The organism is Epibacterium sp. MM17-32 (assembly GCF_022348205.1).
Lineage (GTDB): Bacteria > Pseudomonadota > Alphaproteobacteria > Rhodobacterales > Rhodobacteraceae > Epibacterium.
Window position 1 is genome coordinate 478,752 of the sequence record NZ_JAKRFC010000001.1, and the last position, 14,711, is coordinate 493,462.

13 protein-coding genes and 1 pseudogene are annotated in these 14,711 nt (G+C 62.2%); 8 read left to right on the forward strand and 6 right to left on the reverse strand.

The window, feature by feature from the left end:
* Positions 1 to 309: 309 nt before the first annotated feature.
* From purL to grxD, 3 genes are all read left to right on the forward strand, one after another.
* Positions 310 to 2,475 (forward strand): phosphoribosylformylglycinamidine synthase subunit PurL, encoded by a 2,166-nt coding sequence (gene purL / locus MHM88_RS02305; protein ID WP_239359545.1) that lies wholly within the window; start codon positions 310 to 312, stop codon positions 2,473 to 2,475.
* Positions 2,476 to 2,752: 277 nt separating this feature from the next.
* Complete coding sequence (locus MHM88_RS02310) at positions 2,753 to 2,989, forward strand: BolA/IbaG family iron-sulfur metabolism protein (protein WP_239359559.1); 237 nt, start codon at positions 2,753 to 2,755, stop codon at positions 2,987 to 2,989.
* 281 nt (positions 2,990 to 3,270) lie between these two features.
* On the forward strand, positions 3,271 to 3,633 hold the full coding sequence (gene grxD / locus MHM88_RS02315) for a Grx4 family monothiol glutaredoxin (RefSeq protein ID WP_239319907.1): 363 nt from the start codon (positions 3,271 to 3,273) through the stop codon (positions 3,631 to 3,633).
* 209 nt (positions 3,634 to 3,842) lie between these two features.
* Here the strand turns inward: grxD and MHM88_RS02320 are convergent.
* Positions 3,843 to 4,253: pseudogene (locus MHM88_RS02320) on the reverse strand (cell division protein ZapA); the annotation flags it as partial.
* Positions 4,253 to 5,158, reverse strand: coding sequence for a hypothetical protein (locus MHM88_RS02325; protein WP_239359563.1), 906 nt, complete (start codon positions 5,156 to 5,158; stop codon positions 4,253 to 4,255). The gene MHM88_RS02325 and the pseudogene MHM88_RS02320, both read right to left, overlap by 1 nt.
* A gap of 325 nt (positions 5,159 to 5,483) precedes the next feature.
* Here MHM88_RS02325 and tkt point away from each other — a divergent pair, with 325 nt between their 5' ends.
* On the forward strand, positions 5,484 to 7,505 hold the full coding sequence (gene tkt / locus MHM88_RS02330) for a transketolase (protein ID WP_239359565.1): 2,022 nt from the start codon (positions 5,484 to 5,486) through the stop codon (positions 7,503 to 7,505).
* A gap of 139 nt (positions 7,506 to 7,644) precedes the next feature.
* Here tkt and MHM88_RS02335 read toward each other — a convergent pair whose 3' ends face one another.
* Positions 7,645 to 8,595 (reverse strand): DUF808 domain-containing protein, encoded by a 951-nt coding sequence (locus tag MHM88_RS02335; RefSeq protein ID WP_239359567.1) that lies wholly within the window; start codon positions 8,593 to 8,595, stop codon positions 7,645 to 7,647.
* A gap of 254 nt (positions 8,596 to 8,849) precedes the next feature.
* Here MHM88_RS02335 and gap point away from each other — a divergent pair, with 254 nt between their 5' ends.
* Positions 8,850 to 9,851: a type I glyceraldehyde-3-phosphate dehydrogenase gene (gene gap / locus MHM88_RS02340; RefSeq protein ID WP_239359570.1), complete on the forward strand. Its 1,002-nt coding sequence runs from the start codon at positions 8,850 to 8,852 to the stop codon at positions 9,849 to 9,851.
* Between the two features lie 80 nt (positions 9,852 to 9,931).
* Positions 9,932 to 10,075 carry a hypothetical protein gene (locus tag MHM88_RS02345; RefSeq protein ID WP_239319896.1) on the forward strand — a complete coding sequence of 48 codons (144 nt, stop codon included), beginning with the start codon at positions 9,932 to 9,934 and terminating at the stop codon, positions 10,073 to 10,075.
* Between the two features lie 84 nt (positions 10,076 to 10,159).
* On the opposite strand, the gene coaD is transcribed toward MHM88_RS02345, so the two are convergent.
* From coaD to MHM88_RS02360, 3 genes are all read right to left on the reverse strand, one after another.
* Positions 10,160 to 10,651: a pantetheine-phosphate adenylyltransferase gene (gene coaD / locus MHM88_RS02350; protein ID WP_239319894.1), complete on the reverse strand. Its 492-nt coding sequence runs from the start codon at positions 10,649 to 10,651 to the stop codon at positions 10,160 to 10,162.
* 119 nt (positions 10,652 to 10,770) lie between these two features.
* The gene (locus tag MHM88_RS02355; RefSeq protein ID WP_239359572.1) at positions 10,771 to 11,205 is read right to left on the reverse strand and encodes a CBS domain-containing protein; all 435 of its coding nucleotides are present in this window, start codon (positions 11,203 to 11,205) and stop codon (positions 10,771 to 10,773) included.
* Between the two features lie 56 nt (positions 11,206 to 11,261).
* Positions 11,262 to 12,158, reverse strand: coding sequence for a LysR family transcriptional regulator (locus MHM88_RS02360; RefSeq protein ID WP_239319885.1), 897 nt, complete (start codon positions 12,156 to 12,158; stop codon positions 11,262 to 11,264).
* A gap of 155 nt (positions 12,159 to 12,313) precedes the next feature.
* On the opposite strand from MHM88_RS02360, the gene MHM88_RS02365 reads away from it, so the two are divergent.
* Together MHM88_RS02365 and MHM88_RS02370 are read left to right on the forward strand one after the other, a co-directional pair.
* Complete coding sequence (locus MHM88_RS02365; protein WP_239319883.1) at positions 12,314 to 13,813, forward strand: CoA-acylating methylmalonate-semialdehyde dehydrogenase; 1,500 nt, start codon at positions 12,314 to 12,316, stop codon at positions 13,811 to 13,813.
* A gap of 190 nt (positions 13,814 to 14,003) precedes the next feature.
* A complete protein-coding gene (locus MHM88_RS02370) occupies positions 14,004 to 14,621 on the forward strand; it encodes a L,D-transpeptidase (RefSeq protein ID WP_239319881.1) in 618 nt (205 codons plus the stop codon).
* The last annotated feature ends 90 nt before the right edge of the window (positions 14,622 to 14,711 follow it).

Here is a 14,711-nt window from a genome sequence, read left to right on the forward strand (position 1 = left end):
TTTTGGCCGCAGAGGATCTTGCCCAGTTTTTTCCCGCGCGCCGCATGTGCCGCTATCGCGTGTCGCGTGGTGTTGGACATGATCTAGGCCGCGGCACGCCGATGGGGCCAGACAAAACATCGCTTTTCCGACGCAATAAGGCGACGCGCGCCCCATGTGATGTGTCGACAGGCAGGCAACGGCCCGCCTGCCCAATTTCCGGGCACAGCTTGCATCGGCACGATGCTGTATCATGCCCCCTTTCCCCGCCGTTGGCCTTGCTCTAAAAGGCCGACAACATGAAGCGACCCGGGGGGCCATCTAAGCGCCATGCAGGAACCAGCCATTACGACTGAAGTGATCGAAAACCACGGACTGAAACCCGATGAGTACGATCTGATCCTGGAGATCATCGGCCGGGAGCCGACCTTCACCGAGCTCGGCATTTTCTCCGCCATGTGGAACGAGCATTGTTCCTACAAATCCTCCAAGAAATGGCTGCGCACCCTGCCGACCTCCGGCCCGCAGGTGATCTGTGGTCCCGGCGAAAACGCCGGTATCGTGGACATCGGCGATGGCGACGCGGTCGTCTTCAAGATGGAAAGCCACAACCACCCCTCCTATATCGAGCCCTATCAAGGTGCCGCCACTGGTGTTGGCGGCATTTTGCGTGATGTCTTCACCATGGGCGCGCGGCCGATCGCCTCGATGAACTCGCTGTCCTTTGGCGAGCCTGCGCATCACAAGACCCGCCAGCTGGTAAACGGCGTGGTTGAGGGCGTCGGCGGCTACGGCAACTGTTTTGGTGTGCCCTGTGTCGGCGGCGAAGTGCGCTTTCACCCCGCCTACAACGGCAACTGTCTGGTGAACGCCTTTGCGGCGGGCCTCGTGAAGACCGACATGATCTTCTACTCCGCCGCCTCCGGTGTGGGCATGCCCGTTGTGTACCTCGGCGCCAAGACCGGCCGCGACGGGGTTGGTGGTGCGACCATGGCGTCGGCAGAATTCGATGACACCATCGAGGAAAAGCGCCCCACCGTGCAGGTTGGCGACCCTTTCACCGAAAAACGCCTGATGGAAGCGACGCTGGAGCTGATGCAGACCGGTGCCGTGATCTCCATTCAGGACATGGGCGCGGCGGGTCTGACCTGCTCCGCCGTGGAGATGGGCGACAAGGGCGGCCTTGGCGTGCGTCTGGATCTGGAAAAGGTTCCGCAGCGCGAAGAGCAGATGACCGCCTACGAGATGATGCTCTCGGAATCGCAAGAGCGCATGCTGATGGTGCTGAAGCCCGAGCTGGAAGCCGAGGCGAAAGCGGTGTTCGAGAAATGGGACCTCGATTTTGCCATCGTGGGTGAGACCATTGCCGAAGACCGCTTTCTCATCATGCACAACGGCGAGGTCAAGGCCGACCTGCCGCTGTCGAAACTCTCCTCCTCCGCGCCGGAATACGACCGCCCGTGGATCGAGGTCGAAGCCCCAGAGGCGCTGACGGATGCGGATGTGCCGACCATTGACCCGATCGACGGGCTGAAGGCGCTGATCTCCAGCCCCAACTATGCCGGCAAACAGTGGGTCTATGAGCAATATGACACCACCGTGATGGGCGACACCGCCCGCCGTCCGGGCCTAGGTGGCGGCGTGGTGCGCGTGCATGGCACCGACAAGAAGCTGGCGTTCACCTCTGATGTGACCCCGCGCTACGTCAAGGCGAACCCGATTGAGGGCGGCAAGCAGGCCGTGGCCGAGGCCTATCGCAACCTCTGCGCCGTGGGGGCAAAACCGCTGGCGACCACCGACAACCTGAACTTCGGCAACCCCGAAAAGCCCGAGATCATGGGTCAGTTTGTCGGCGCGCTCAAAGGCATCGGCGAGGCGGTGTCGGCGCTGGATATGCCGATCGTCTCCGGCAACGTCTCTCTTTATAATGAGACCGACGGCCAGGCGATCCTGCCCACCCCCACCATCGGTGCGGTGGGTCTGGTTGCGGCGGATGAAGAGCCGATCCTGGGCGAGGCCCGCGACGGTCACGTGCTGCTGCTGGTGGGCGAAACCACCGGTCACCTCGGCCAGTCGGCGCTCCTGCACGAGGTCTTCAACCGCGAAGATGGCGATGCGCCTGCGGTGGATCTGGAGGCCGAAAAGCGCAACGGCGAATTCATCCGCGACAACCGCGATTTCATCAAGGCCTGCACCGACATCAGCGATGGTGGTCTGGTGCTGGCAGCGTTTGAAATGGCCGAGGCCGCCGGTGTCGGCGTGCAGATCGATATCAGCGATACGCCGACCCTCTTTGGCGAGGATCAGGCCCGCTACCTCGTCGCCTGCAACTTTGACCAGGCAGAGGCGTTGATGATTGCCTCCGGCCAGTCTGGTGTACCGCTCCTGACCGTTGGCCGCTTTACCGGCGATACCGTCAAGATCGGCGGCTCCGAGGCGACACTGGAAGAACTGAGCCAGATCTTCCGCGCAAGCTTTGCCGAAGCGGTCGCCTGAGCAAAAAAGGCGGGGAAACTCCCGCGCCCGCAGGTGCCTTAGCAGATGCTAAGCCCCCTTGGCGGCCTTGGGCCCGGCACCGCGCCTGCGCGGTGCCGGGCCCAACTGTGTTGGGCGGGCCCCTTTGGGGCCGGTCCATAAGCAGGCGGGAGCGCCCCCGTCCTGTTTCACATCGGTCGCGATGAAACAGACCTTACAATCACGGTAGAGTTGCTTGCGTCCCCCGCATTGCAGCCCTACATTTTGGCAAAAGAACACCACAGCAAGGATGCGCCCCATGCCAATGCAGGCCCATGAAATCGAAGCCCTCCTGCGCGAAACCTTCCCGGATGCGCAAATTCAGGTGGGCGGCAGCGATGGCGTTCACATGTCCGCCATGGTCATCGACGAGAGCTTTCGCGGCAAGAACCGCGTGCAGCAGCAACGCGCCGTCTATGCCGCGCTCAAAGGCAAGATGGATGGTCCCGACGGCGATCTGCACGCCCTCGCCCTGACCACCAAAGCACCGGAATGATTTGGAACGTCTGGCTCCTTATCGGTCTGTCCATTGCGGGTGTCGCCATCTTCACGAACACAATACGGCGATCACGCCCGCGCCGACGACTGGTTGATGCTCAGCCAGACAAGATCACGACCAAGCCTTCTGATGTACCACTGGGTATGGAAGCCACTGATCTGGAGATCGTAGAACAGGCTCAAACTGCCAACGCACAGGCGCAAGATTACAACCGTTCGATCAGCCGGAAACTATCGCGTTAAGCGCGCATCCCGGCGCCACGACAAAGGACCAATACCATGACCGACGCAAAGACCCGAATCGATGAAACCGTCAAAGCCAATGATGTTGTGCTTTACATGAAAGGCACCAAGGAAATGCCGCAATGTGGCTTTTCCTCCCGCGTGGCGGGGGTGCTCAACTACATCGGCGTCGACTACACCGACGTGAACGTGCTGGCAGATGAGGACATCCGTCAGGGCATCAAGGACTATTCCGACTGGCCGACCATCCCGCAACTCTACATCAAGGGCGAGTTTGTCGGCGGCTGCGACATCATCACCGAGATGACCCTCTCCGGCGAACTCGACGGCATGTTTGAGCAAAACGGCATCAGCTTTAACAAGGATGCAGCCGACAAGATCCGCGAAGCCAACGCCTGACCTAGGCCTGATCCGGGCCTGATCCGGGATCCGATCCTCACAAGAAAGCCCGCCAACCTGATGGTTCGGCGGGCTTTTTATCTGTTAAAGCGGCAGAAGTCCGGTCAGGCCTGTGCGGTCTCTTCGCCCTCGGCAACGCTTTCAACGGCGGCGTCGGCGGAGGCATCGGAGCCTTCCGCCTCTTCCGTGTCTTCGTCGTCATCGTCAGGCGCGGCCTTTTGCTCGATTTCGCCGGCCAGCGCCTCGGCGCGCGCCGCAAGGTCTGCCAAGGCATCGGCCACCTGTGGCGGCACGACGGGCACCTCGACCTGTTCCGGCTCCGGCGGCGGTGCATTGCGCAGCTCTTCCAGCTCGGCAACCTTCTGGGCGATCTCGGCATCCTTTTCCGCCAGCACCGCTTCGACTTCCTTGATCCGGTCCTCGACTGCTGCTGTCTTGTCCGCCAGCATCAGGCCCGCCATCAACAGCATCCGCGCCTCGGGCATGCGCCCGATCTGATCCGACAGCACCTGGGCCTCATCGTCGAGCATCCCGGCCGCCATCTCCAGAAAACTCTGCTCGCCTTCCTGACAGGACACCACAAAATCGCGGCCTCCGATGTGAATGGTCACTTCCGGCATCAGGCTTCTTCTCCTTCCGGCAGGTTGGGCGCGGTCGCCAGCAGGGGCTCCAATCGGGCCAGCACCGCGTTGACCTCGGCCTGGTCAGTGGCGCGGGCCGCTTTCAGCCCTTCGACCTCGGCTTCCAATCCTGCATTTATCAATGTCGGATCACCGACCCCTTCGGCATTGGCCGCGCGCAGGGCGGCATTGGACTGGCGCAGCTGATCGTTGCTGGCCCGAAGGTTCTGCAATTCTCCGTCCAGCTCTCCCAGGCGCTGGTCCAGTTCGGCGCTGACCCCTTCGTCGACCGGCGCATCGGCGCCAGAAGCCGCCTCCGCCGCTTCGGCGCGGGCCCGCATGGCCTCCAGTTCGATGCGCAGCGTGTCCAGTTCGGCGTCCAATGCTGCGGTATCGACCGCCGGCGCCAGCTCTGCGCCTGCTCCGGCGGACAGCGCGTCGATCTGTGCCTGCAAGGCCTCGTTCTGGGCGGTGGCCTCCGTCAGGTCGTCCTCAAGCTTTTCGTGTTCGCTGGCGGCCTGGTTGCGGGCCACTTCCAGGTCCTGCTTCAACCGCGCAACTTCGGCCTTGAGCGCGTCGACCTCGACCGGGTTGCCGCTCGCATTGCGCAGCAGCTCCAGCTCCGCATGCAGCGCGATCATGTCCTCGGCGCCGTCGACGGCGGCCACCTTCTTTTCCATGTCCTCAAGACGGCCGTGCAGCAGCTTCAGCCGCTCTTCGAGCTGCGCATTTGCCATCCGCTCGTCTTCGAGATCGGCCAACAGCTCTGCATGCTTTTGCATGTCCAGCTCTTCCAGCGTCGGCACCGGCCGGTTGGCATGCTTCTGTTCCAGCGCCGCGACGCCGCCATAAATACGGTGCAGCGCAGTCTGGATGCGGCCCTGCAATTCTTCTAACTGCTCCATGCGTTCCTCTTCGCCTCCTCCGGTGCCGCGATACGGGCAGAGCCTGCTTCTGCCATCCGACCGCGGGCCGGTCTTTTGCCGTTTGTCGCCATGCATCCCGCCACCCGATGCGCCCGGCCGGGCTGGCGCGGGGACGAATCAACGTGAGAGCCATCGGCTCCGGTCAGCTTATCGCATGATGGGGTAAAACACCCCCCCTTTGCTTTCAACCACTTGCGCGCGGACCTTCGCGCGAAACCCAGTAAAATAGGCCCTCAGCGCTTGATCTTTGCACCTTAGCTGCTATCCAGCGACAAACCCCTTGAACCCAAAGAGGAACAGTTCAGTGGATCTGACAGCCCTGCGCTCTGAAAACCCCGATCATTGGAACAAAGCCGCCGCCATCCGCGCCCTGACGCTGGACGCGGTCGCCGGTGCAAACTCCGGTCACTCCGGCATGCCGATCGGCATGGCTGATGTTGCAACCGTGCTGTTTGAAAAGCACATGAAGTTCGATGTTAGCGCCCCCAAATGGGCCGACCGGGATCGCTTCATCCTGTCGGCGGGCCATGGCTCCATGCTGATCTATTCGCTTCTGTATCTCATGGGCGACGCGCAGGTGACGCTGGATCAGATCAAGAACTTCCGCCAGTCCGGCGCGCTGACCGCGGGCCACCCGGAGAACTTCCTGCTCGATGCGGTCGAGGTCACCACCGGCCCGCTCGGTCAGGGGATTTCCAACGCCGTGGGGTTTGCCATGGCCGAAGAAAGCCTGCGCGCCCATTACGGCAAGAAGGTCGTCGATCACCACACCTATGTCATCGCCGGTGACGGCTGCCTGATGGAGGGTGTCAGCCAGGAGGCCATCGGCCTTGCCGGGCGTCACCAACTGGGCAAGCTGGTGGTGTTCTGGGACAACAACAACATCACCATCGACGGTCAGGTCGACCTCTCGGACCGCACCAACCAGGTACAGCGGTTCAAGGCCTCCGGCTGGCATGTGCAGGAAATCGACGGCCACAACCCGGCCGAGATCGACGCTGCCATCACCGCCGCGAAAAAGACCAAGAAACCCTCGATGATCGCCTGCAAGACCCATATCGCGCTGGGTCACGCCGCACAGGATACCTCCAAGGGTCACGGCGCGCTGACTGACGCCGATCAGCTGAAAGCTGCCAAGGACGCCTATGGCTGGACCGGTGGCGCCTATCAGGTGCCTGCCGAGATCAAATCCCAGTGGGAAGAGATCGGCAAACGCGGCGCTGCGGCGCGTGCAGAATGGGAAGGCCGCTTTGCGGAGCTGTCGCAGCAGAAACAGGACCGGTTCAACCGCGTCTTTGCGCTGGAAGCCCCGAAAAAGCTCTCCGCCACCATCAAGGCGCTGAAAAAGCAGGTGTCTGAGGCCCACCCCAAGGTCGCCACCCGCAAGGCGTCGGAAATGGCGCTGGAAGTCATCAACCCGATCATGCCGGAAACCATGGGGGGCTCTGCGGACCTCACCGGGTCCAACAACACCAAGACCGGCGATCTGGGGATGTTCGACACGGATAATCGCAAGGGTCGGTATATCTACTGGGGCATCCGCGAGCACGGTATGGCGGCGGCGATGAACGGCATGGCGCTGCATGGCGGTATCCGCCCCTATGGCGGCACCTTCTTCTGCTTTACCGATTATGCCCGCCCCGCGATGCGTCTGGCCGCGCTGTCGAAGATCCCCACCGTGTTTGTCATGACCCATGACTCGATCGGTGTGGGCGAAGATGGTCCGACCCACCAGCCGGTGGAGCATCTGGCAATCTGCCGCGCGACGCCGAACACCTATACGTTCCGCCCGGCGGATGCGGTGGAAACCGCCGAAGCCTGGGAAATCGCGCTGACCTCGAAAGAGACCCCGTCGGTGATCGCCCTGACCCGTCAGGGCCTGCCCACCGTGCGCACCGAGCACAAGCTGTCGAACCTCACCGAGAAAGGCGCCTATGTGCTGGCCGAGGCCGAGAGCAAGCGTCAGGTGATCCTGATGGCGTCGGGTTCCGAGGTCTCCACCGCGATGGCCGCAAAAGACATCCTCGAAGGTCAGGGCATCGGCACCCGTGTTGTCTCTGTGCCCTGCATGGAGCTGTTCCACGCGCAGGACGAGAGCTACCGCCGCAAGGTTCTGCCCGCAGGTCCGGTGCGTGTGGCCATCGAGGCCGCGGTGCGCGATGGCGGCTGGGATCGTCTGCTGCTGGGTGAGCGCGGTCAGGAGAAGAAAGCGGGCTTTGTCGGCATGCAGGGCTTTGGCGCCTCCGCGCCGGCGGGCGAGCTGTTCGAGAAATTCGGCATCACCGCCGAGGGCACCGTTGCCAAGGTCAAAGAGCTGTTGGGCTAAGAGGCGCGCGGGGTTTGGGGGCGCTGCCCCCGACCCTTTCGGGTCTCCCCCGAGGTATTTTGGAAAAGATGAAGGGCGCCCGGATTTCGCGGCGCCCTTTTTTGATCTTCCCTTTTTTGATCTTGCGGTGTGCGCGTGTTCAGTGGGCGGCTTTGGCCCCAAACAGCGGCGCGATCACCTTGGTGGCGAGGGGGATCAAGAGGAGCCCCACCACAAAGCCGAGGAGACCATCGACCACAGCCTTCACCAGCCATTCCACCAGCCCGTCGCCTTGGGCGATGGATTTGGCAAAGCTGTAGATCGTGTCTTCGGGCCAGTGCCAGCCCATCTGATGCGCGGAATGCACGATGATCGACCCGCCGACCCAGAGCATGGCGGCAGTGCCAACCACGGTCAGCATTTTCAGGAACCACGGCATAAAGGCGACAATGCCACGACCAAGCGCGCGGGTGCCGCTGGTACGGCCCACCTCCGTGAGCCAGAGGCCCACATCATCCATCTTCACGATGATGGCAACCACGCCATAGACCACGATGGTGATCATGATGCCCACCACGGCCAGTGTCGCCGCCTGAATCCACAGCACGTCGCTCTCGATCGTCGACAGGGAAATTGTCATGATCTCGGCCGAGAGGATGAAATCGGTCTTGATCGCGCCCTTGACCTTTTGTTCCTCCAGATGGGTGGGATCCCCCACGGCGTGGCTGCCATCTGGTCCGCCGGACTGATCGTCATGGGGCATCAGCACATGCACGATCTTTTCCGCGCCCTCAAAGCACAGGTAACAACCGCCGAGGATCAGCAAGGGCGGGATCAGCCAGGGGGCAAACTGCGACATCAACAGCGCGACGGGCAGCAGGAACACCAGTTTGTTGATGAAGGAGCCGCGCGCGATGCGCCAGATCATCGGCAGCTCACGTGCGGGCTGAAAGCCGGTCACGTATTTCGGCGTCACGGCGGCATCGTCGATCACGATCCCCGCCGCCTTGGACCCCGCCTTCATCGACTGGGTCGCCACATCATCCACCGAGGCGGCGGCGACCTTGGCAATCCCCGCGACATCATCCAACAAGGCCAGAAGACCGCTCATAACTCACCTCTTTGCGCAGTGGCATTCATTGCGTCATGTGTAGCCCGCGGCCGGGTCGGCATTCAAGCGTGCCGCGTTGCGGCATGAGCAGAAAGCCCGGCACGTACAGTTACCGCAAACGGTGTTGCAGCTGTTAACGCAACCACCAAGGTTTTGCGCTAACAGTCTGTGTTTACTCTAATTTCTTCTTTTTCCCGAGGTTAATGCCCGCTATAGGCTGCCCCTAAGACAGCCTTCTCGTGGAGACGACAGAGATGACCATCAAAGTTGGAATCAACGGCTTCGGACGCATTGGCCGCTGCACCCTCGCCCATATCGCGGGCAGCTTTCGCAATGACATCGAGGTGATCAAGGTCAACGCGACCGGCCCGATCGAGACCGCCGCGCATCTCATCAAATACGACAGCATCCATGGCCGCTTTCCCGGCCAGGTCGATTTCAGCGAAGGCCGCCTGAACCTCGGTCGTGGCGACATGCAGGTCTATTCCACCTACGACATGGACACGCTGGACTGGGAAGGTTGCGACGTGGTGCTGGAATGCACCGGCAAGTTCAACGACGGTCTGAAGGCGAAAAAGCACCTGGAGCGCGGCGCTGGCAAGGTGCTGCTGTCCGCACCGGGCAAGAACGTCGACCGCACCGTGGTTTACGGCGTCAATGACGAGGATCTTCTGGCCACCGACAAGATGGTCTCCAACGGGTCCTGCACCACCAACTGCCTCGCACCGCTGGCCAAAGTGCTGGACGAGGCCTTTGGCATCGAGCACGGCATCATGACCACGATCCACGCCTATACCGGCGATCAGCCGACGCTCGATCGGCGTCACGACGATCTCTACCGGGCCCGCGCCGCCGCGATGTCGATGATCCCGACCTCCACCGGCGCCGCCAAGGCTCTGGGCGAAGTGCTGCCCAACCTCAAGGGCCGTCTGGATGGCTCCGCGATCCGCGTGCCGACACCGAATGTCTCTGCGGTGGATCTGACCTTCCGCGCCGGTCGCGAGGTGAGCGCCGAAGAGGTGAACGCGGCGGTGGAAGAGGCTTCCAAGGGGCACATGTCGCGCGTTCTGGGCTATGAGCCTGCGCCGCTGGTGTCGACCGATTTCAACCACACCGAAGAAAGCTCCATCTTTGCGCCGGATCAGACCCGTGTGGTCGACGGTCGCATGGTGCGCGTGCTGGCGTGGTATGACAACGAGTGGGGCTTCTCGGTGCGGATGGCCGATGTTGCCACCGCCATGGGCCGTCTGAACTGAGGCCCCCTCTCGCATGAGGGTTGAGATTTCACGCCCGGTCAGGCATAGCTGGCCGGGCGTTTTCTGAACGAGCAGCCCCTATGTCCAATACCGTCGCCATCACCCTTGGCCTGTTTCTGCTCACCGCGCTGGCGGTGGATACAGTGTTTTTTGGCACCGAACATCTGCTGTTTCTCGGCAAGAAGCTGTTCGATCTGATCGAATGGCTGGCTTTCTGGCGCTGATCCGTCTCCACAGAAGCAAAAACCCGGCACTGTCTGCTGCGCGCCGGGTCTTCTGGGTCACCGTGGGAGGGCGGCCCGTCGGGCTCAGCCCAGGCGCTGCATCAGCTTTTCACGCACCAGGGGGGTGACAAATTTGCTGACGTCGCCCTCCAACCGCGCAATCTCTTTGACAAGTTTGCTGGCGATCGCCTGATGCCGTGCCTCGGCCATCAGGAACACCGTCTCGATACTGTCATCCAGCGCACGGTTCATGCCAACCATCTGGAACTCATACTCGAAATCCGCCACCGCGCGCAGCCCGCGCACGATCACCTGCGCGCCCACATCGCGGGCACAGTCGATCAGCAGATTCTCGAACGGATGGGCGATAATCTCGGTGCCGGTCTGTTCGGTCAGCTTGGCACATTCCGCCTCGATCATGGCGACACGCTCCTCGAGGTCGAACAACGGCCCCTTGTCGCGGTTGATCGCCACGCCGATCACCAGCCGATCCACCAGCATGGCCGCCCGGCGAATGATGTCGATATGCCCGAGCGTTATCGGGTCAAAGGTTCCGGGATACAAGCCAATGCGCATGGGCCCCTCCTGCCTGCGTCACATTCTGCGGGCACGCAATCATGTTGCGCCCCGCAATGCAAGTCCGTGAGAATACTGAATCTTCCTGCCCCGGATCTGCCGCTACGCCAGGGACCGGCTTAATGGCCCATGATCATGCCTTCGAGCGCGGATTTTTCCATCGCCACTTCGGTCAGCTGGGCCTTCACCACATCGCCGAGCGAGATAATGCCGATCAGCACGCCGTCCTCGACCACCGGCATGTGGCGGAAACGGCCCTCGGTCATCTTGGTCAGCGCCTCTTCGACATTGGTGTCCTGCACACAGGTCACCAGTTCCCGGGTCATGTAATCCTCGACCTTGTGCCCCAGACAGACCGATCCGGTCTTTGCCAGCTGGCGCACGATGTCACGCTCTGACAGGATGCCCAGCGGCGTGGCCTGATCCGCAGAGACCACAACGGTGCCGATCCCGCGATCCGACAGCAGCTGTGCCGCCGCCTCGATCGTCGCCTCGGGACCGATCGTGACCACATCGGTAATGTCCTTGGACTTCAGAATCGACTTTACGAGCATTTTGCGCACCCTTGAAATTTTCTTTCACTCTCTCAAGAGTTTGCCGCAAGATTGGATCAAGTCAAGCCTTCCAGCCGCTCCACCTCTTCGCGAATTCCCTTTGACAGCGCCTCGGCAAAGCGGTTGAGCCGGTCGCTGCGCTGATCGCCCTGATGGCGCACCAGGTAGAAACTGCGGGTCAGGCTGAATTCATCCTTCAGTACCTTGCGCAGGGCCCGGTGGCTGGGCAGCGAGAAATCATGCACGACGCCAACCGCGCTCCCCTCCGCCAGCATCTTGATCTGCACCGAAACGGAATTGGACGCAAGCGAGACCCGCTCCACGCCAAGGTCATTGAGGTAATCCAACTCGCGGTCAAAGATCATGTCGGGGATGTAGCCGATCATCCGGTGATCCCGCAGATGTTCCAGTTTCTCGATCGGGTGATGGTCGCGCAGGTAATAGCGCGACGCGGCCAGATGCAGGTGATAGTCGGTGATCTTCTGTACCAGCAGCTTGCCCGCGGTCGGCGCGCTCACGGTCACCGCCATATCGGCCTCGCGCCGTGACAGGTTGATGACCCGTGGCAGGGCCACCACCTGAATGTCCAGATCCGGGTTGTCCTTGGAGATCGCCGCGCAGACCTGGGGCAGGATGTAGTTGGCACAGCCATCCGGCGCGCCAATGCGGATCTGTCCTGATAATGTATCGCTGGGACCCGTGAGCGCCTCTTCGCCGGCGCGCATGGCCAGCTCTGCCGCCTCGGCATGGCCGAGGAGCCGGTCTCCAGCCGCACTCAGCGCGTAGCCCTGTGGCGATTTTACAAACAGCGATGTCTTCAGTGCCGCCTCGAACCGCGCCACCCGGCGGCCTACCGTGGCCGGATCCATTTTCAGGACCCGCCCCGCACCGGAGAGGCTGCTCTCCCGTGCCACGGCCAGGAACACCTTCATATCGTCCCATTGGGGTTCCATTTCTTGGAATCCTCCAGTCTTTTACTAAAATCCGACACATGCAGGTTAGAGCACCCATTTGCGTTCCTGCAAAGCCTTTTTGAAACCTTTCCTCTTTCCCCGTGTTTTTTGCAATCCTAGGATATGCGGGACACAAGATCACAGGAGGACTGCACATGCAGGAACTGACCCACTATGTGAATGGCGAGAAAGTTGCCGGAACCTCCGGCCGTTTCGCCGATGTTCTGAACCCCGCCACCGGTGAAGTGCAGGCCAAGGTGCCGCTCGCAACCAAAGCCGAAATGGATGCGGTGATCGCCAAAGCCGCCGAGGCACAGGTCGGCTGGGCCGCCACAAACCCGCAGAAACGCGCCCGCGTGATGATGAAGTTCGGCCAGCTCATCAACGAGCATATGGACACGCTCGCGGAACTGGTTGCCCGTGAACACGGCAAGACCCTGCCCGACGCACGCGGCGACGTGCAGCGTGGCCTTGAGGTTGTCGAGGTCTGCATGGGCGCGCCCCACATGCTGAAGGGCGAGTTCACCGACAGCGGCGGACCGGGCATCGACCTCTATTCCATGCGTCAGCCTCTGGGTGTGGTTGCGGGCATCACGCCCTTCAACTTCCCGGCGATGATCCCGCTGTGGAAAATGGCCCCTGCCCTGTCTTGCGGCAACGCCATGATCCTGAAACCCTCCGAGCGCGTGCCCTCCACCTCGCTCTATCTGGCGGAGCTTCTGAAAGAAGCCGGTCTGCCCGATGGCGTGCTGCAGGTTGTGAACGGCGACAAAGAAGCGGTCGACGCGATCCTCGACAATGAGACCATTCAGGCCGTCGGCTTTGTGGGTTCTACCCCGATCGCACAGTATATCTATGGCCGCGCCGCGACCAACGGCAAGCGCGCGCAGTGCTTTGGCGGTGCCAAGAACCACATGCTGATCATGCCCGATGCGGATCTCGACAAGGCGGCGGATGCGCTGGTCGGTGCCGGGTTTGGCGCTGCTGGCGAACGCTGCATGGCGATCTCCGTTGCGGTGCCGGTCGGCAAAGAAACCGCCGATGGGCTGATCGAACGTCTGGTGCCCCGCATCGAGAAGCTCAAGGTCGGCCCCTACACCGCCGGTGAGGACATCGACTACGGTCCCGTCATCACTCCGCAGGCCAAGGCCCGCATCGAAGGTCTGATCGACAGCGGCGTCGAGCAAGGCGCAAAGCTGGTGACCGATGGCCGTGGCCTGACGCTGCAAGGCTATGAGAACGGTTACTTCGTTGGCCCGACCCTGTTCGACAATGTCACCGCCGAGATGGACATCTACAAGGAAGAGGTCTTTGGCCCGGTCCTGTCCACCGTCCGCATGGACAATTACGAGGACGCGCTGAACTTGGTGCGTGACAACGCCTACGGCAACGGCACCGCGATCTACACCGCCGATGGTGACACCGCGCGTGACTTTGCCAACCGCGTCAACGTGGGCATGGTCGGCATCAACTTCCCGATCCCGGTGCCGCTCAGCTACCACACCTTCGGCGGCTGGAAGAAATCGGCCTTTGGCGACCTGAACCAATACGGCCCCGACGCCTTCCGGTTCTACACCCGCACCAAGACCGTCACCGCGCGCTGGTTCTCCGGCATCAAGGAAGGCGGCGAGTTCAACTTCAAGGCCATGGATTGATCCCCGACGTGTCTTGAGCCCGGGCCGTCCACATCGTGGGCGGCCTTTTTGCATGGGCCCCCGCTGCGCGGGGTTTTGCCCGGCGCGCGGGTTCACGCAAATGTCACCCCGCCCCCCTCTGGCCTTGTCTGTAGGGCGCCCGTAATGTGTGCCCAAACAATCGAGCATTTCAACGCATGAGGAAGGGCCCATGTCCGACGTCACAAAAACCAACCGTTTTCTGTCCCGCCGCGCGCTGTTGTCCGGCGCCGCTGCGACCCTTGCCGCGCCGAGCCTGCTGCGCGCGCAATCCACCGATGCCTTCCCGCAGGACGAACCCGCGATCCGCGAGGAAATCCCGGTCCAGCGCAACGTGTCGTCCTTCCAGCAGCAGCATTGGCAGGACCATTTTGACACCCTGGGCGTAGGCTGCCTGCTGGCCGACATCGAAAGCCGCGCCCTGCACTACTGGGGCGGCGACGGCGAAACCTATCTGCTGTTTCCCTCCTCCGTGCCGATGAGCGAGGAACTGACCCGGCGCGGTTATTCAAAAATCGTGCGCAAGCGCGAAAACCCCAGCTGGACCCCGACCGCCAACATGCGCGAGCGCGACCCGTCGCTGCCGCAGCGGATCGAGGGCGGCGTTCCGGGCAACCCGCTGGGCACCCGGGCCATGTATCTCGACTGGCCGGCCTATCTCGTGCATGGGACCCATGACACCCGCAAGATCGGACGTCAAAGCTCCTCCGGCTGCATCGGGCTCTATAACCAGCACGTGGAAAAACTCTATCCGCTGGTCAAGGTCGGCACCCAGGTGCGCCTGCTCTGACCCATCGGCGCGGGGTGCTTGGTGCCCCCGCCGGCGCCCTGCTTTGACAGGACGCTCTGCGCCAACCTAGAGCCGTTTGAAACACTACAG

What these genes read in the sequence shown, in the direction of transcription:
- purL (WP_239359545.1), top strand. Translation starts at nt 310, where the DNA reads ATGCAGGAACCAGCCATTACGACTGAAGTGATCGAAAACCACGGACTG.
- grxD (WP_239319907.1), top strand. Translation starts at nt 3,271, where the DNA reads ATGACCGACGCAAAGACCCGAATCGATGAAACCGTCAAAGCCAATGAT.
- gap (WP_239359570.1), top strand. Translation starts at nt 8,850, where the DNA reads ATGACCATCAAAGTTGGAATCAACGGCTTCGGACGCATTGGCCGCTGC.
- MHM88_RS02365 (WP_239319883.1), top strand. Translation starts at nt 12,314, where the DNA reads ATGCAGGAACTGACCCACTATGTGAATGGCGAGAAAGTTGCCGGAACC.
- MHM88_RS02310 (WP_239359559.1), top strand. Translation starts at nt 2,753, where the DNA reads ATGCCAATGCAGGCCCATGAAATCGAAGCCCTCCTGCGCGAAACCTTC.
- MHM88_RS02325 (WP_239359563.1), bottom strand. Translation starts at nt 5,158, where the DNA reads ATGGAGCAGTTAGAAGAATTGCAGGGCCGCATCCAGACTGCGCTGCAC.
- MHM88_RS02370 (WP_239319881.1), top strand. Translation starts at nt 14,004, where the DNA reads ATGTCCGACGTCACAAAAACCAACCGTTTTCTGTCCCGCCGCGCGCTG.
- MHM88_RS02335 (WP_239359567.1), bottom strand. Translation starts at nt 8,595, where the DNA reads ATGAGCGGTCTTCTGGCCTTGTTGGATGATGTCGCGGGGATTGCCAAG.
- MHM88_RS02360 (WP_239319885.1), bottom strand. Translation starts at nt 12,158, where the DNA reads ATGGAACCCCAATGGGACGATATGAAGGTGTTCCTGGCCGTGGCACGG.
- MHM88_RS02355 (WP_239359572.1), bottom strand. Translation starts at nt 11,205, where the DNA reads ATGCTCGTAAAGTCGATTCTGAAGTCCAAGGACATTACCGATGTGGTC.
- coaD (WP_239319894.1), bottom strand. Translation starts at nt 10,651, where the DNA reads ATGCGCATTGGCTTGTATCCCGGAACCTTTGACCCGATAACGCTCGGG.
- MHM88_RS02345 (WP_239319896.1), top strand. Translation starts at nt 9,932, where the DNA reads ATGTCCAATACCGTCGCCATCACCCTTGGCCTGTTTCTGCTCACCGCG.